This is a genomic window from Peribacillus muralis (assembly GCF_001645685.2).
GTDB lineage: Bacteria > Bacillota > Bacilli > Bacillales > DSM-1321 > Peribacillus > Peribacillus muralis_A.
This window is the reverse complement of record NZ_CP017080.1, coordinates 1,739,539-1,757,519: the sequence shown is the minus strand read 5'-3', so window position 1 is coordinate 1,757,519 and position 17,981 is coordinate 1,739,539. Positions and strand designations below refer to the sequence as shown.

General features: G+C 40.0%; 13 protein-coding genes. All 13 read right to left on the bottom strand.

Annotated features, from left to right (window positions below; all coding sequences use genetic code 11):
- Positions 1–38: 38 nt before the first annotated feature.
- The 13 genes from ABE28_RS08435 to ABE28_RS08375 all read right to left on the bottom strand — a co-directional run bounded on the left by ABE28_RS08435 (position 39) and on the right by ABE28_RS08375 (position 17,981).
- The gene (locus tag ABE28_RS08435; RefSeq protein WP_064461939.1) at positions 39–695 is read right to left on the bottom strand and encodes an RraA family protein; all 657 of its coding nucleotides are present in this window, start codon (positions 693–695) and stop codon (positions 39–41) included.
- A 102-nt stretch (positions 696–797) separates the two neighbouring features.
- A complete protein-coding gene (locus ABE28_RS08430; RefSeq protein WP_257390744.1) occupies positions 798–2,162 on the bottom strand; it encodes an MFS transporter in 1,365 nt (454 codons plus the stop codon).
- Positions 2,163–2,632: 470 nt separating this feature from the next.
- Entirely contained in the window at positions 2,633–3,919 is a 1,287-nt protein-coding gene (locus tag ABE28_RS08425; RefSeq protein ID WP_083231993.1) for a mandelate racemase/muconate lactonizing enzyme family protein, read from the bottom strand.
- 489 nt (positions 3,920–4,408) lie between these two features.
- Positions 4,409–5,068, bottom strand: coding sequence for a GntR family transcriptional regulator (locus ABE28_RS08420; protein ID WP_064461936.1), 660 nt, complete (start codon positions 5,066–5,068; stop codon positions 4,409–4,411).
- 645 nt (positions 5,069–5,713) lie between these two features.
- Positions 5,714–6,907 carry an amidohydrolase gene (locus ABE28_RS08415; protein WP_064461935.1) on the bottom strand — a complete coding sequence of 398 codons (1,194 nt, stop codon included), beginning with the start codon at positions 6,905–6,907 and terminating at the stop codon, positions 5,714–5,716.
- A gap of 2 nt (positions 6,908–6,909) precedes the next feature.
- Entirely contained in the window at positions 6,910–8,136 is a 1,227-nt protein-coding gene (locus tag ABE28_RS08410) for a Zn-dependent hydrolase (protein ID WP_180319983.1), read from the bottom strand.
- Between the two features lie 17 nt (positions 8,137–8,153).
- Positions 8,154–9,341, bottom strand: coding sequence for a hypothetical protein (locus ABE28_RS08405; protein WP_064461933.1), 1,188 nt, complete (start codon positions 9,339–9,341; stop codon positions 8,154–8,156).
- Between the two features lie 364 nt (positions 9,342–9,705).
- Positions 9,706–10,458, bottom strand: coding sequence for a GyrI-like domain-containing protein (locus tag ABE28_RS08400; protein WP_257390743.1), 753 nt, complete (start codon positions 10,456–10,458; stop codon positions 9,706–9,708).
- A 164-nt stretch (positions 10,459–10,622) separates the two neighbouring features.
- Complete coding sequence (gene coaA / locus ABE28_RS08395) at positions 10,623–11,546, bottom strand: type I pantothenate kinase (protein WP_064461953.1); 924 nt, start codon at positions 11,544–11,546, stop codon at positions 10,623–10,625.
- Between the two features lie 444 nt (positions 11,547–11,990).
- Entirely contained in the window at positions 11,991–13,943 is a 1,953-nt protein-coding gene (mutL, locus tag ABE28_RS08390; RefSeq protein WP_064461931.1) for a DNA mismatch repair endonuclease MutL, read from the bottom strand.
- Between the two features lie 23 nt (positions 13,944–13,966).
- Positions 13,967–16,588: a DNA mismatch repair protein MutS gene (gene mutS / locus ABE28_RS08385; RefSeq protein ID WP_064461930.1), complete on the bottom strand. Its 2,622-nt coding sequence runs from the start codon at positions 16,586–16,588 to the stop codon at positions 13,967–13,969.
- A 211-nt stretch (positions 16,589–16,799) separates the two neighbouring features.
- Positions 16,800–17,339 (bottom strand): outer spore coat protein CotE, encoded by a 540-nt coding sequence (locus ABE28_RS08380; protein WP_061144692.1) that lies wholly within the window; start codon positions 17,337–17,339, stop codon positions 16,800–16,802.
- A 213-nt stretch (positions 17,340–17,552) separates the two neighbouring features.
- Positions 17,553–17,981 (bottom strand): YlbF/YmcA family competence regulator, encoded by a 429-nt coding sequence (locus tag ABE28_RS08375; RefSeq protein WP_064461929.1) that lies wholly within the window; start codon positions 17,979–17,981, stop codon positions 17,553–17,555.

Here is a 17,981-nt window from a genome sequence, read left to right as displayed (position 1 = left end):
AATTCATAATTCTTGTTCAATGTTTATAAAGGATCCACTTACAAAATACCGAATTTTGCGAAAACTTCAGATACTTTCATACCTTTCAAGATATGATCGCGAACCATATTCTCGCCCTTAACTTTTTCAAAAGCTTTATTAACAACCTCTTCTTCAATTGCCTTTGGTACTACTACAATGCCATCAATATCACCAAAAATTAAATCTCCAGGCTCAATCATGACGTTTCCCACTTTAATTGTTACGTCATAATCGATTACTTCATTACGAGCATATGAATCCGTTGGTCTCATACCTTTTGCGAATACAGGAAATCCTAGCTCTTTAATTTTTTTTATATCACGACATAATCCATCAATGACTGCTCCACGACCACCAGCGACTTTAGTAGCTGTCGACATTAGTTCACCAAAAAATGCTGAACGCTCTGAACCGCCAACATCACCAACGAAAACTTCCCCTGGTCGAATACTGTCAAGTACTTCGATTTGTTTTTTATATGGTTTTTCAGGTTCACGTGATACATCTGCCACTTGAACCGTTTTAGCATAACCGCAGATAACCATATCCGGATCTAGAGGACGAATATGGAGGGGAAGCGCTTGGTTTTTCCAACCAAGGCTATCTAAAATATCCGATATGACTGCTGTATATAGATTTTCCTGTAGTTCATTTAAATACGCTTGAATGTTCATTTTTATTCAACCTCTCCTTTAATTATCTTTTTTGCTGCATTATAAACAAAACGCAAGATATTGGTTAGCGGTAGGAGTGATTCCATAAAAATTTATCATTGTTTATTTACGAATTTGCTCCACCTTACTTAAATCAATCACTTCTAGTTTATCAATAATGAGAAGGAAACTTATTCCACCTAATAACGCGACTGCACTAGTGTAATACATTGCCCAATGAAAACTTTGAGTTTTATCTAGTAAAGTACCAAAAATGATAGGACTGATGATACCTGCTAGATTTCCTGCGACATTAAGAATCCCTCCCACCGTACCCACCATCTTTTTGGGTAATACATCCCCCAATGCGACCCAGCCCATATTAGCGTAAGCGTTTGCAAAGAAGGCAATCGACAGAATGATAACCGCTATTATGGGTGTCCCTTCAAAAAAGTTTGCCAAGCAAATGGTCGATGATATGATTAAACCTGAAACAATTGGTATTTTACGTGCAGCAGTAAGAGAAAACCCTTTTTTTAATAGGCTATCGCTTAGGAAACCACCAAATAATACCCCCGCCATCGCCATTAAATAAGGCAATGAAGCAATGAATCCTGCTTTAGCTATCGGTAGATGGAGCCCTTGTTCTAGATAAACAATAAACCATGTCAAAAAGAAATATAGCGTGGAGGCAGCAGCAAACTGAGCAAAGAAGATTCCCCATACTCTTCTCTGCTTGACAACATAAATGACCTCTTGTAATGTGATTTTTTGGCTAATATTTAGCTGATGCCCAGAGTCGTACCCCCCATTCGCCTTAATATAGTCTAGTTCGCTTTTGTTCACAAGCTTGCTTTCTTGGGGGTTTCTATAAAACATGAGCCAAATAACTCCGAACATAATTCCTACAGCACCCGTTACAAAAAATACAGATTCCCAGTTTATTTTTGCTACCATCAGACTAAGTAAAGGTGTGAAAATTGCCAATCCGATATATTGTCCAGAAGAATATATACTGGTTGCTCGTGCACGTTCATTATTAGGGAACCATAGCGTAGCTATTTTTGCGTTACTTGGATATCCAGGTGCTTCCGCAATTCCAATCAGCATTCTACAGATTAGTAGCATCATGAAGGAAGCAGTGGTGGTTGTGAATATTTGATGGGTACTGAATCCCATCATCAATGTGAAAAAGCTCCATAAAATGATTGCCCATCCATAAAGGCGCCGTGGACCTATACGATCCAGCAACCATCCGACAGGGATTTGAGCAAATACATATGCCCAAGTGAAAGCAGAAAATAAAAAGCCCAATTGTGATGAAGTAAGTCCAAGTTCCTCTTGAAGGGTTGAGCCTGCTACTGACAAATTAGCTCTATCCATATAGTTGATGGCAGTCGCCAAGAAAAGTAATATCAGGATAAAAAATCTAAATCTAGTAGGATTTTGACTTTGATCTGGATTCTGATCTTTTAATGGCTCCATCATGATCTCACCCTTTGATCTGACTTACAGTTAATTTCCCATATCGTTTTACCATTCACTCGATTCATAACAAACTCACCCTTTCAGAAACGTCTTCAAGTAAACTCAGTTCCCAAGCCAAACTCCATCAGCAGTAAATAAAATGACCATGAATCCAGTTAAAAGCTTCTGAAAAAGAAAAAAGAAAAGTACTAAAAAAAAACATTTGAATTTCTCAACGTCATGCAGGAATTGCCTTGTGAGCACTTCTGATAAATGTAAATTCACCTTTTAAGAACATATGCCTATCTACCTGTAGCACAGTATAAGTTGGTTACATGGATAAAGAATAGCCCAAATGAGATAAAGCACCACTTATACGCACAGCCAATCTGATGTAAACATGCTTCTTCCTCCATAAGTAGATACAAATTGGATTTCTTGATAAAATACCTAATTTGTATTTTTAACCACTCACTCTGAGCCCCTTTCTTTTATTTGTTCTTAACTTTCTCTAAGACCTCGCCAAAGAAAAGTTCTCCTTCTTTTGCGTATTTCTTTGCAGCGATTTCATTTAATTCGTACCCAAGCCCCGGACCTTCCGGAACCTTGATATAACCATTTTGAATAAGGGGTTCTCCTTCATGCATAAGTAAATCGTTCCAGAATGGCACACTATCAGCATGATACTCCAAGGCGATGAATCCTAAACTTGCAGCAGCTACGTGAACAGAGGCCAATGTACCGATGGGACTGGCAATGTTATGTGGCACAACACCGACAAAGTAATTTTCTGCCATATCTGAAATTCTTTTGGCTTCCCAAATTCCACCGACTTTTTGAAAATCAGGAGCTATGATGTTCATTGCCCCGGATTCCAGCACTTCACGGAAAGCATGGCGTAAATATAGGTTTTCACCACTAGCTATAGGCGTTTTCGTATTTTTAGTAACTTGACACAGTGCCTTTAAATTTTCTGGAGGAGTTGGATCTTCTAGCCACAATAAGCCGTATGGTTCTAATTCCCATGCTAAACGCAACGCATCATTTGGGTTATAACGCCAATGGCAGTCGATTGCAATATCAATGTCCCAACCTACTTCTTTGCGGATTGCTTCTACAAAGCCAACCATTTGTTTAATCTCCATATTATGAAGTGCACGGTTGTAATCATCCATTGTAAATTTTGATGGGACATCAACGTCGAATTTCATTACATTAAATCCTTTAGCAACGGTTTCACGAGCTTGTTTCGCATAGGCTTCCGGGGTATAGTTGTCCAAATTATCACTTCCAAAGAAACGAATAGCGTTATCAGGGTTTTCATGTTCCATTCGAACTCCTAGTTCTGTCATCCATTTTGTTTGTCTCGGTCGTAACACATTATTCAAAGATTCAAGGTCATCTCCACCATGAGCGTCGCAATAGATCCGGATTTTATCACGGTATTTTCCGCCTAATAATTGATAAATAGGTACACCTAACTCTTTTCCTTTCAAATCCCATAACGCGGATTCAATACCAGTGATAGCATTAATGGCAAATCCGGCAATAGATCCTGCTCCAGAAGTAGCATGTTGTAACTCTACGAACAAGCGCTCGATATTGCGTGGGTCTTTCCCGATAATAACTTGTTTAAGATCTTCAATGATATTGGTTAGTCCAGGAGCAAAAAAACACTCGCCAGTACCAAATGTACCTTTATCAGTGTAAACGCGTACATAAGTCCAATCAAAGTTAGCTTCTACTACAGCTGTACGAACATCAATAATCTTCATCATATCTCTCCTTTTTAACTACACTCATTCGTGAAAATTGGTAATATAAGCTGATGGCATTTGTTGATGGGCTTTTTACTCGTATGGAAGCTTCAAGGATACCCCCCTCCACTTTTTCAATATTTGAAAGACAATAAAGTTATATATAATTAACAATATTATACTTTATTAACAGTATTATATTTAATAAGGACACTTTCGTCAACAAATTATATATAATATATAAAATTATATATAATTTTAGGGTACATACTTATATTGTTTAATTAGTTATTACTCATGTTCCCTGGGAAGGGGAGGGGGGCGTTGCTTCAATCAACCTTGACGAAAAAAAAGCCTATTTTACTAAATATCGGTTTACAACTCTGGCTTCATTTCACTTATTTACTATTTTCATAGTCCTAAAGGGAAGGTACACTTCTGCCGAAATAAAATATTTATTATGCGCAATATTAAAAGGGGTGTCCTCAAAGATTACTTTGGGACACCCCTTCATTTATCATTAGATATTTGTTCTATCAGTTCCTTGTTTTCAAGAAAATATTCCATGATATGATTTTTAAAGGCAGTTCTTGCCTTCTCTATGTTTTTAGACTCTAAAACTTTTACAAGATTAAGGTGATCATTATAAACTTCTTTCTGTTTATTTTCAATCATGGGATGCATGAACATAATAAATCTCCGGATATGTCCATCAAGAGTTTTCCATATTCTCCTATAAATATCGATATTTGACCATTTAATAATTGTATAATGAAATTCTAAATCTAAAGCCGACTGGGCAGAGTAGTTATCCATTTTATTTATTAATGCCATTTTATCTATAATATCGTATAGTTCGCCTATATTTCGTTTGGTTATGTTCGGTAATATATGCGATAAAGCATTTTCTTCAACTTCTGAACGCAGCAAAAATATATGATACATCTCCGACACATTAATCTCGGTTACGAATGGTCCTCTGTATTTTATTGACTTAACAAGACCTTCTTCCTCTAAGCCTCTTAAAGCTTCTCGGACGGGAACTTGACTGATACCCATGTTCTTTGCTATTTCCGTTTCTACTATTCTTTGACCTGGCTTGAGTTTATTGGAAATTATGTCTTCTCTCAATACATGCCTTACGTCGTCCTTTAATGATCCTTTTGCCATTTCTGTTCAATTTTCCTCCTTCGTTATACGTTTAATACCTCAATTCCACATTGGTTTCCATTCTTATTGAAAAGTGATGCCAATTGCTCTAGTAACCGGAAACACAAAAGGGTAATAGAGCGGTACTTTTATAAAAGGCCGTTACAATTACACATACAATTAAATTTTTTCCTATATTAAGTTTATATTTACCAATAATAACATACAGCAAGTACTCCCGTAATAAGCAAAGCATTTAGCGTTCAATTTATGATGATGAAAAAACTACTATAAATCAGTATAGCGAAATTTAAATTTAAAAATCAAATTTTTAGCTATATTCAGGAAAACCAATGTTAAATATATTCTATCGAGGTGTAATTTTAAATACATATTTTACCTTTATTATTTTTCTAGTTTTTGGGCTTTGTGTTAGGGGTTGATTTATCTTTTCTGTATGTTTTTTTACCGTGTAAGATATCCCACGTGTTCTTCCTCTCTTACTGAAGCATCGAGGGATTTTACAGTCGAGCCGCTTTCACTATCTTTAAGAACCAAAACACATAAACAAAAAAATTTTAGACAAACTCAATTTTCATCGAGATTGTCTACAAAGAAAGAGGGCAGCCAATCAACTGCCCTCTTTCTTTCATCCTATTCATCACGTTAGCCTATATTTTCAGTTCCTTCAGTCAGATATGCCCATGCATATTGTGCATAAAGCTCTGCACCTGTAGCCAGCGCATCCTCATCGATATTGAAATTCCCGTGATGGTGGGCCCATTGCGTATCTTTTTCGGCATTCCCTGCGCCAACCAATGCGAAGCTTCCAGGTACTTCATCTAAATAGAAGCTAAAGTCTTCCCCGCCCATTGTGGGCTTTTCATTATATAAGACGTCTTCTCCGAACGCAGCGCCTGCCACTTTTTGCACTAGCTTTGCACTGGATTCATCATTGATGACAGCTTGCGTGCCTCGATAGTACTCAACCTCCGCATCCGCCCCATAAATATTAGCAACATTTTCAGCATAAATTTGAAGCTGTTTTTCAATATGATCACGTATCTGCGGATCAAAGCAACGGACAGTCCCTTCGATAACGGCATTTTCTGCGATGACATTGAATCGGGTGCCAACGTCCATTTTACCGACAGTCAAAACAGCGGGAAGTTGTGGGTCTACCGTCCTTGATACGACAGACTGAACATTCATGACGAATGAAGAAGCAACGATGGTTGCATCGATACATTCCTGCGGCATTGCTCCATGCCCACCTCTGCCTTTAAACTTTACTGTAAAGATGTCTGCTGAAGCGAATGAAGGACCTTGAGTGCAGGCGACCTTGCTTGTTGGCATTTGCGACCAAATATGAATGCCAAATACATTATCGACACCTTCGACTGCCCCTTGTTTGACCAATTCCTTTGCTCCTGCTGCCACTTCTTCGGCTGGCTGAAAGATCAATCGGACATTTCCAGGTAAATCCTCTTTAACTGCATTCAGGGCCTTCGCAGCAACCAACAGCATGGCTGTGTGTGCATCATGGCCGCATGCATGCATTTTCCCCGCTTCTTTTGAAGCATACGGCAAAGCTTTATTTAACTGTTCAACGGAAAGTGCATCCATATCCGCTCTTAAAGCTACCGTATTTCCTGATTTTCCACCTTTAATTTCCGCAATAACGCCTGTTGGTTCCGTTTTACGGTAAGTGATTCCTAATTTTTCAAGGTATTCGCAAACATATGCAGTTGTTTTTACTTCCTCCCAAGATAACTCCGGTTCGCTATGAAGTTTTCTGCGTATTTCCGTTAATTCTGCACCGTATTCTTGAATAGCTGCTTTTATTGCTTGATTGATCATCCTCATTCTACCTCCGTTAATCGTTTGGCCACTTCGTAAAATATTTGCACACCATTTGCCAAATGACGTGCATCAGAATATTCCTCAGGACAATGACTTAATCCTGCTTTACTTGGAACAAAGAGCATGCCGACATCAGTCACATCGGAAAAAACCATCGCATCATGGCCTGCTCCGCTGTTAATCGAGCAGTATGGAATTCCTAAATCGGCACATTTCTCTTTTAGCAAAGCTCCAATCTCTTCATTCAAGATTTTAGGCGGCATATATAAAAGCTGTTCAGCTTTTGTTTGGAAGCCCTGATCTTGATAGGAATCAATTAATTCATGTACTTTTTTGATGACACGGGAAATATGTTCTTCCTTGCCAGATCGAATGTCCACTGAAAATACCACTTTATCGGGAATCACGTTGGCTCCATTTGGAAAAACATGAAGGCGGCCCGTCGTGATGACCGTCCCTTCTCCCTCTTCAATTGCTAAGTCCGGTAAGCGGGAAATGATGTTGGCGGTCGTAACCAATGCATCTGTACGGCGATCCATCGGGGTAGTGCCTGCATGTCCTGCCTTCCCTTCCACCGTTACTTCCAGTTGCGTTATGCCAACGATGGCTTCTACGACCCCAATGGGAATATTCTTCTCTTCAAGAATGGGGCCCTGCTCGATATGCAATTCGAGAAATGTTTTTATAGTCCTGGCTGCTCTCTTTTTCGGAAGCGAACTATCCAGTCCAATCTTCGACATCGCTTCTATGGTTGTGATACCATCTTCGTCCTTCAAGCTTTTAAAATCTTCCTCACTAAGCGAGCCAGCCATTCCTCTCGACCCCATTAGCCCACCGCCAAAACGAGAACCTTCTTCTTCAATGAGAGCAACGATTTCCAATGGATATATAGGTCTCAATCGATTTTCGGCAAAAAGGGCTGCCACTTCAAGAGCGACTATTACGCCAGCTGGCCCGTCATACGCACCGCCATTTGGGACGGAATCAAAATGTGAACCGATCAGAACGCTCGGAGCATCTTTCACAGTGTCGGCAAGCTTTCCAAAAATATTCCCAAGGCCATCTTCCCGAACCGTTAATTCATACTCCATCATTTTATCTTTAATATAATTCCGGGTAAGCAAGTCTTCCTTGCTATACGTTAGCCGGGTAGTCCCTTTTCCTGGTGTTGCTGTAAATCTGCTCAAATCATTTATTTGCTTTTCTATACGTTCAACAAGTCTCACCTGAAACTCCTCCTTTCTTACAAAAATTGCACGAATATTCCTGCTAGAATGACCGATACAATAGTGACTGATATGAATCCACCGACAAGCATCGGCGGGAGCATATGGCTTAGCAATGCTTCTTTTTCTTTTTCATCTTTTGTCAATGAATTGACCACTTCATTAGTGATGATGTAATCTGCTGGAAATCCATATAATGCCGTTAAAGATACTGCAAAGGCCATTTCTTTGCTGACCTTTAATAACTTCCCTGCAACGAAAGAGAATATATACATTCCAATCACGGCTAAGGTAATGCAAACAACAAGTGGATAAAGGATTTCCATCATCATGCTTGGCGTTGCACTTTTCAATCCGTCAAAAACGAAAAGCATAAGGGCCATGATGGCAAATCCAAACCCATTTGCTTTTTGCAAAGGCTGTTTTTCCAGGAAACCGATGCTTTTTGCGATAACCCCAAAAAGCAAGCAAAGAACAAAAGCATTAATGGATACGATCGGAGCCAATCCAGCCGAAACAAGATAAGCGAAAAAAGCCACAACCGCGAGTCTGAAAAATTTGAAATATTCCGTATTATATTTTTCAGGGAGTTTTTTAAACAGCTTGAGTTCCGCCATGCCTCCCGCATCAGATGCCGGATCACCCTTTTTTACCGTTAATTGCCCATTCCGATATTGTCCAAGAAGCTTCTTGCCTTCTTTCTTCAAAACAATGGATGTCAAAGGATAGCCAGCAAAGCCTTGCATCACATAAATAACGATGGCAAAGACGGACAAACTCGTAAGACCTGCATCTGCAGCTCCTTCCGACATGATTATTGAAGATACCATGCCGCCGACTAAAGGAGGAATCGCGACAAGCACCGTTTGCAAATCAAAGATAAATATGCCGACTCCGAATAATAGCGCCACAATACCAAGAATCCCGGATAGGGAGATGACAATCGTTTTCCATTGATTCATCAATTCCCGTATCGAAAGCAATGTTCCCATATTCGTGATCAAAAGGTACATCATCATGGTTGCCACTACCGGCGGAACACCAGCGATCGAAACGATATCCTGTGGAAAAAATGTCCAATAACCAGCTAGAAATAGGACCGCGGAAATAAAAACGGAAGGTATCCAGGCTTTAGTTCGAACCGCCACTATGTCTCCAACAAATAAAATCAAAATTACAATAACCAAAGCCAACATCTGTGACATATGAGTGCTTCGCCTCCTGTTGAATAGTTTGAAAATTCTCATAAAATAATATCACTGAATCACACAAATTAAAAGTTAATTCTATATATTCAGGTAATTATACATAGATAAAAGGAAATGTAAGTGTTTTATCACAGAAATGCAATCCAATACATTAACATGAATTGAAACAAACGGAATATTAAAATAGTTTTATTCTTTTATCATTTTGGGACTGAATGAAAATGTGTATTTAAACAAATAAAAAAAGACCCATTTTATCTGGCCTCCTTTATTGCAGTCTATAAACATGACATATCCGGTACTCAGAGCTCACGCCTCCATCGATAAATTCGATAGCAATGACATGTGGGTAGTTAACAAATCATTCAATCGCCTTAACCTTATATCGCAACACAGTTTTTAATTTTGCAGGTTCAACTTTCCTGAAATCAGAAAGATATATTTCTCTATGTTGTAATGAAATTCGTTCCAGATTATTATTTTCGGTGAATTCTTTCATGAGTTGGAAGCTTTGGGGTTCGTCATCATATGGACCGACATGAAGCATCTGGACAGTTAAACCATCTTCATATGTACCGAACTTCGCTTCATTTAGAAAGGGATGAGGTTTCTTTTTTTCTACATGTTCAAACGCTCTCTCTACTACTTCTTTTGTTACAAAGTCCGGCTGTCTAATCATGATCGTATATAATAATTCTTCCTTATCCAATGTATTTAATTTCCTGCCCGCTTCTGTTAGGTCCCATACACCTTCTAATGGATATACAGTATATTCGAAATACCCATCGGGAGTTTCCCCCTGCTTCGGCATCATTCTCACCGCATAAGCTAATGAATAAAGAACACCGATCTTTTCAGCGAATTCCTGCTCATTTGGATTTCCTTTTCCTCCTATCGAGAAAAAATATTGCTCCGGAATCGTGACAAGTTCAGGCTTTCTCTTTGGAATATATAATTCCTTCTCTTTTTTTCTCCACTCGTATTTCATTAATTTCTTTCCCTTCCACTGTTTGATATTTTTGTTATCTCCTACTATTATAACCTCCTCGGCAGTGTACGTAGTTAATGCTTTTAAGTACTTTTTAACGTAACATTCGTCATGAAAGCAACGCAAATGCAGCTGAAGGAGTTGGTAAAATACAAGTGGTTTTTTTGCTTTTTTTGGACAGCATAAGCCTTATCTGTCACAGGGTTGAAAATATTGGATTGAATATGCTTAGGATAAACCAACCTCCAATCGGGATTTGAAAAAAACCATAAAAAGCTGCCAAATGGCAGCTAGAACTTCTTTAAATATACTTTTTCAATTTCATGATCGTGATTTTTTCTAAGTATTAAATCAGCCCTTCTCATCGTAGGCAGTATATTTTCTTTTAAATTTTTAGCATTAATGTCTGCCCATATTTCAGTAGCTTTTTCCATTGCTTCTTTCTGAGAAAAATCTTTATACCGATGAAAATAAGATTGTTTATCCTCGAATGCTGTCTTTTGAAGGAGAAAGAACCTTTCGATATACCATTGCTTTATATCACTTTCTTCGGCGTCAAGATAGATTGAAAAGTCAAAAAAGTCACTTACAAATAAAGGATTGGAATTTTTAACTTGAAGAACATTAATTCCCTCTACAATAAGGATATCTGGATTTCTTATAATTTCAGCTTTGTCGGGCACTATGTCATATGTTAGATGAGAGTATACTGGTGCTTCCACTTTATCTACTCCTGATTTCACTCTAACCATGAAATCGATTAATTTTTGGGTGTCATAGCTTTCTGGAAAACCTTTTCTACTCATCAGTCCCTTTTTTTCTAAAGTATCCGTAGAGTATAAGAAACCGTCTGTTGTAACCAGATCCACTTTTTTATGGCTTTCCCACCTTGATAAAAGGGTTCTCAACACTCTAGCAGTGGTGCTTTTCCCAACTGCAACACTTCCTGCAACACCAATAACAAAAGGGACTTTTTTAGGTTTTTCATCTAAAAATGAGCAGGTTACCGCCTTCCATTGTCTAGATGCTTCCACTTTTAGATTAATTAAACGTGATAAGGGTAGGTAAATCTCCTCCACTTCTTGAAGAGAAATTATATCATTTGTTCCTTTAACATTCTCCAATTCATTTTTTGATAACAACAACGGTGTTTTGTTACGTAATTTAGCCCATTCTTCTCTATTTAATGCTGTATGGGATTGTAATATATTCATATCTGAATTTACCTCATTGGTCTTTCCTGATTTCTTGTAATATAAATTTACCATGTCCATATCCAAACAACACGACTTTTTTAGTAATGACTTCTCCTTTACTATTACATTTTTGCTTGCCTTACATAAATATACCCATGAAAAAGTAGTGGTATAAGTGAAAGGATATCCAGTTTGATTCAAATACTTCACTTATTGAAATCATCCTCATGCTGATTTCTCAAAGGTCGCTTGATGAAGCTATTCAATCTCATTATGAGCGGAGAACAGTAGTAATGAGGAACATTTTTCATATGGCAACCTTCGGCGGCGAAACTCCGAGATAAAATCCTAATAAGCCATTCAGGTGAAAAAAAAGATAAATCGCAAAAGATAAAAGCTCCAGAAACAACGAAAAAAAGCAATGGAAAACCCCATTACATAACGGTTTTCCATTGCTTTTAATTACATGACCCTTTTGAACATTTTCTCCATTTCATAAATGGAATAGGAGATGATGATCGGTCTTCCGTGCGGGCATGTGAAGGGATCGGTCGTCCGCCTTAGTTCATCCAGCAGTGCTTGTATTTCATCATTGCGGAGGTGGCGGTTTGCCTTGATGGAGGCTTTGCAGCTCATCATGATGGCAGCTTCTTCGCGCAGTTTTTTAATGTCCACCTTTTTCATCATCAGCAATTGTTCGATCATTTCCTCCAGGATTTCCTGTTCGATTCCTTTTGGGAACCATTGCGGATGGGACCTGACAATATAGGCGTTGTAGCCAAACTCTTCTAAATAGACCCCGACTTTTTCCAGCTCATGGCGATATTCATTGATCCGGATGCATTGGTCTGTTGAAAATTCAAGTGTGATCGGGACGAGCATATCTTGGAGCTCATTTTCAACTTGTCCGACTTTTTCTTTAAAATATTCGTATTTGATCCGTTCCTGGGCTGCATGCTGATCGATGATATATAAACCATTTTCGTTTTGGGCGAAAATATACGTTCCATGCATTTGCCCGATTGGATACATCGGCGGGACTCGGCTTGCCGGTACATCCTCTTCTTCTTCTTCTTCTGCCTCTTGCTCCACTGTGTAGGTGGTATATTTTTCAGCCGATTCGTAATATGGTTTACTTTCTCCCTCAGGCAAGACCGGGATGTAGACGTCCGCCATTTGCTGCTGATCCTCATTGCTATAGATCAGTTCCTTGATTGGTTCGAGATTAAACCCTGCAATAAAATTCTCATGATTTTTTTGTTCCTGCTTTTCACGGATCAATGTATCCTTCAAAAGTGACGCTTCTTTTTTCGCTTCTTCAAGAACACGCTTGCCGCTCTCCACGACATGGTCCAAATCCAACGTAGTTTGCTCACTTTTAACCTGTTCCGGCTTAGGGGCAGGCGGTGCATATCCGCTTGGGATGAGCGAAAGCTTTTTAAAAGCAGATTTAATCGTTTCTGATACTAAGCTGTACAATTCTTGTTCCTTGCTGAGCCTTACCTCCATTTTTGATGGATGGACGTTGACGTCGACAAGGATCGGATCCATTTCAATATTCAATAACGCAATCGGAAAGCGGCCAATAGGAAGCAGCGTATGATACCCATCGAGGATCGCCTTCACAAGTGCATAGTTTTTGATGAAACGGCCGTTTATCATGGTTGAAATATAATTCCTTGAAGCCCTGGTGATCTCAGGCATCACGATATAGCCGGAAAGTGTGAAGTCCAGGGAGCTTGCTTGCACCGGAATCATCTTTTTGGCGATATTCGTACCATAAATGGCCGCTAGCACCTGCCTGACATCACCGTTACCATTCGTATGCAGGATACGCTTCTCATTGTGTGATAAGCGGATGGAAACATCCGGGTGCGAAAGGGCGAGCCTATTGGCGACATCGGTAATATTTCCAAGCTCCGTATGAATGGTTTTCATATACTTCAATCTTGCAGGTGTATTGTAAAATAAATCGGAAACCAGGATATCCGTTCCTTTACGGCTCGACGAAGCCTCAAGTTCACTAATCAAGCCCCCTTCGAGAAGGATGCGCGTCCCTGCCCCATCTCCTGTGCTCGTCTTCATCTCGAAGCGTGAAACGGAAGCGATACTAGGCATCGCTTCACCGCGGAAACCTAGGGTTCGAATTCTGAATAAGTCATTTTCATCTTTTATTTTACTTGTGGCGTGACGTTTGAATGCTGCCTCTACATCATCAGCCAATATCCCATCGCCATTGTCCACAATCCTAATCGAGCCAAGTCCCGCCTCGACCAATTCAATTTCAATGATGGTGCTGTTTGCATCAATGGCGTTTTCAACAAGTTCCTTTACGACTGAGGCAGGGCGTTCTACAACTTCGCCGGCTGCGATTTTATTTGATAAAGACTCGTCCAGCTGGATGATTTTTCCCATTTCCATCGCCTCGCTTTATTTTCTCATTTCAGCTTCTTCTGTAGTTTGTACAGGATATTCATCGCCTCTAGCGGCGTCATTTCAAGAATATCAAGAGATTTAATATCATCCAACACCTTTTTTTCCTTAGGTGAGGAAGTCGCTTTTCCTTTAGGAGCTTCTTCGCCAAAGAAGGAAAGCTGTGCCTCATCTGCCGATTCCGGAACCTCTTCGGCAGCAGCTCTTACCTGCTCAACCGGCTGTTCCGGCGTGGCCTTTGCTTGTCCATTTTCCTTTTCCAAATGTGTTAAAATCGCTGCCGCACGCTCAATTAAAGGCTTTGGTAAGTCAGCTAGCTTGGCTACATGGATTCCGTAGCTTTTATCCGCCGGGCCTTCTTTAATTTTATGAAGGAAAACGACATTTCCGTTTTGCTCAATTGCACTGACATGTATATTACTTAACTTAGGCAATTCCGATGCCAGGACAGTCAATTCGTGATAATGCGTTGAAAAAAGGGTCTTTGCCCCAATTTCTTCATGTATATATTCAATGATGGCCTGAGCAAGTGCCATCCCATCATATGTGGATGTACCCCGTCCGATCTCATCGAATAATATCAAGCTATTTTCTGTTGCATTCATGATCGCATTTCTTGCTTCAAGCATCTCGACCATGAATGTGCTCTGACCTGAAATCAAATCATCTGCCGCGCCAATCCGGGTGAATACTTTATCAAAAATAGGCAATTCCGCTATGCTTGCCGACACGAAGCAGCCAATTTGCGCCAATATTGATGTCAGTGCAACCTGGCGCATATATGTGCTTTTCCCTGACATATTGGGTCCTGTTATCAGAAGCAGCTCCCGCTCAGCATCCATCATGCAGTCATTGGGGACATATTCCTGTGATTGGAGCACTTTTTCCACTACCGGATGACGTCCTTCCTTCAAAACGATTCTCCGGCTATCCGAAAAGACAGGCTTCACATAATGACGTTCTTCACTAATCGTCGCAAAGCATTGCAAGACATCCAGTTCACTGACGCCTTTGGCTAGATCCTGTAAACGAGGGATATAGCTCTTGACCTCTTCACGCAGATTAAGAAATAAGTCATATTCCAAACCAATGCTTTTTTCTTCTGCTTGTAAAATCAAAGCTTCCTTTTCTTTTAATTCAGGCGTAATATAGCGTTCAGCATTCGTTAACGTTTGCTTCCGTTCGTAACGCCCTTCTTCAAGCAAATGCAAGTTGGCACGTGTGACTTCGATATAATAGCCAAACACACGATTATAACCAATTTTCAATGATTTGATTCCTGTGCGTTCGCGCTCTTGGCGTTCAAGCTGAGCAATCCACGTTTTTCCGTTACGGCTGGCATCCCTGTATGTATCCAGCTCCTTATGGAAACCATCCTGAATGATATTCCCTTCCTTGACGGACAATGGCGGATTCTCAACCAATGCAGTTTCCAGCAGATCGGTCACTTCTTCACACGGATCCAATTTCTCGGCAAGAACCGATATGTCGTGATTGGAGGCCATCGACTTGACGATTTCACGGATGATCGGAACCTGCTGCAAGGAGCGTTTCAACTGAATCAGGTCCCTTGCATTAACATTACCAAAGGCGACCCTTCCGGCAAGTCGCTCCAAGTCGTAGACTTCCTTCAGGCGTTCACGTAAATCCTGCCGTTCGAAGTATTGATTTTTCAAGGTTTCAACAAGGCTCTGTCTCCGCTCGATCTGTTTTTTGTTAATGAGCGGCCTATCAATCCATTGTTTCAGCATCCTTCCGCCCATCGCCGTTTTCGTCTCATCAAGCAGCCATAATAATGAACCTTTCTTTCCTTTGGAACGAATGGTTTCGGTCAATTCCAAGTTCCGTTTACTATAATAATCAATTTTCATATATTGTGACGTTTCATAAGCCAGCACTGGCTGTAAATGATCCAGACTGCGCTTTTGTGTACGATATAAATAATTCAATAAACGTGAGGAGGTTACAGCTTGTTTTTGGTCTTTCAATTGCTGCAGTAGGGAAAGAAACGACTCGCTTTCGATTTGGTTATTCTCGATAGATAAGGCCGCAGCTCCCCGTTCTTGGAGCTTTTTTTTCCATTCTTCATCGAAATCATCTGCAATGACCACTTCGCTTGCACCAAGGATCGCAAATTCATTGAGAACTTCTTCGAAACTCTCAATCAAAGTTACCTTATTTTCCCCTGTTGAAAGATCATTGTATCCGAATCCGAATTGACCATCAGCAAATGAAGTGATGGTGGCAATATAATTGTTTTCCTTTTCACGAAGGCCTTTGCTATCCATTTTCGTTCCCGGTGTAATCAGCTGGACCACTTCCCTGCGCACTACACCCTTTGCTTGTTTTGGGTCTTCCGTCTGTTCACATATGGCTACCTTAAACCCTTTTTCTATCAAAATATCAATATAGTTAGCAGCCGAGTGATATGGGATGCCACACATCGGAATCCTATCTTCACTTCCACCTTCCCGGCTCGTCAATGTGATTTCAAGCTCCTGCGAGGCATTCAGTGCATCATCAAAAAACATCTCATAAAAATCGCCTAAACGAAAAAATAAAAAGGCATCTTGATACTCTGCCTTAATTTTTAAATATTGCTGTATCATCGGAGTATATCCAGCCATTCCTTCAAAACCTTTCCAAACTATAATCTATTTTCTGATTCATATCCTCCATTATAACATACGAGAAAGCAACATTGCCTGTATTCGAAATTGCATGGAAAATCAGTCAGCCAGTAAAAAATCGCCTGCCAGCAAACAAGGGAAAGCACAACCCCATTCAAAATAAATAAAACCGGATGAAATGTGTCATCCGGTAGTTACTGCCTATATTTTATTCGTCTTCGAATTCATCTAGGAAATCCGGATCTAAATCTTCGAATTCCTCATCATCGAAATCACAGCCCCAGTCATCCTCACATCGGCCATCTGGACTAACGGCGACACAGATTTTCGTTTCGCCGACGACCTCCACAAAGAATTCCCTTTCCACATGGACAATGATTTTTTGTCCGCATGGTGAGATGCAAGCTTCTAAACAATTCGGCTGTTGGACAGCTTTTGCAACGATTTCATGGTCATCAAGGCAATCGGGATCACGGTATTTCAGCGAAATCACGTCGGTATATTGCACCTTTTCAGTAACAACTTCCGTTTTTGAATTATGGTTATAGGAATACCAAACGTTGATTTCGTAGCTGCCGTGAATTTCTACCTTTTTGCCGACTTTCTTTGCATCGTATTTATGGTTGATGATCCAACAACCTAGAATGCTAGAAGGATGATGAGCCGGGCAAATGGTGTGAGAGGACTTTGTGAATTTTCGTCCCTTTGCCACCACCGCTTTAGTGATTATCTCTCTATATTGTGACATGCTAGCGAACCCTCCTCATACAGTTTCCATTCATCCTATGCGTGGTAAAAGTCTAGTGTGCGTAGAATTTTTTTTGTTTGAAAACTGCTGTAATGTTTTAAACCTAGGTTATTTTATGCGCATGTTTTGGGATATGTGTCACGAATGGGCGCTGTATAAGGATTTCCGGGTGTTAAAAAAGCCCTTCTATTTTTCAGAAGGGCTTCTTGATATTCATGAACAGCTTCCGCCGCCAGCTTGTACCTGTGAACCTGTTTCGCCGCGAAGGATGTCGCCTTCGGTAGCTTCAATGATCAAGTCCGTCACCTTATTCGATACTTGTGACGAAACCATTTGCAATAGATCATTCACGTCAACTTGTGATTGTTTGAATTGCTGAACGATCGGAAGCTCATCCAATTGATTTTCAAGTGCTTCGATCTTGGCTTGTACTTGGTTATACGCCTTGTCCTTGCCATAATGCTGGAAATTGACCGCCTGTTTTTGCAAGCTTTTTATACTGGCAATCATTTCGCGGATTTTTTGGTTTTCATTGATGTGAGCTTCTGCCCGTTTAAAGAAATCCACTTCTTCCGTGCTGGCGATCATTTCTGCAAGCTCCGCCGCTTTTGTCAAAATGTCATCTTTAGTATATTTCGTCAT

Bases quoted from the DNA above. Each gene is read 5' to 3' on its own strand.
- ABE28_RS08435 (WP_064461939.1), bottom strand. From the start codon at position 695: ATGAACATTCAAGCGTATTTAAATGAACTACAGGAAAATCTATATACA.
- ABE28_RS08430 (WP_257390744.1), bottom strand. From the start codon at position 2,162: ATGATGGAGCCATTAAAAGATCAGAATCCAGATCAAAGTCAAAATCCT.
- ABE28_RS08425 (WP_083231993.1), bottom strand. From the start codon at position 3,919: ATGATGAAGATTATTGATGTTCGTACAGCTGTAGTAGAAGCTAACTTT.
- ABE28_RS08420 (WP_064461936.1), bottom strand. From the start codon at position 5,068: ATGGCAAAAGGATCATTAAAGGACGACGTAAGGCATGTATTGAGAGAA.
- ABE28_RS08415 (WP_064461935.1), bottom strand. From the start codon at position 6,907: ATGATCAATCAAGCAATAAAAGCAGCTATTCAAGAATACGGTGCAGAA.
- ABE28_RS08405 (WP_064461933.1), bottom strand. From the start codon at position 9,341: ATGTCACAGATGTTGGCTTTGGTTATTGTAATTTTGATTTTATTTGTT.
- coaA (WP_064461953.1), bottom strand. From the start codon at position 11,546: ATGAATATATTACAATCCCATACAGCATTAAATAGAGAAGAATGGGCT.
- mutL (WP_064461931.1), bottom strand. From the start codon at position 13,943: ATGGGAAAAATCATCCAGCTGGACGAGTCTTTATCAAATAAAATCGCA.
- mutS (WP_064461930.1), bottom strand. From the start codon at position 16,588: ATGGCTGGATATACTCCGATGATACAGCAATATTTAAAAATTAAGGCA.
- ABE28_RS08380 (WP_061144692.1), bottom strand. From the start codon at position 17,339: ATGTCACAATATAGAGAGATAATCACTAAAGCGGTGGTGGCAAAGGGA.
- ABE28_RS08375 (WP_064461929.1), bottom strand. From the start codon at position 17,981: ATGACGAAATATACTAAAGATGACATTTTGACAAAAGCGGCGGAGCTT.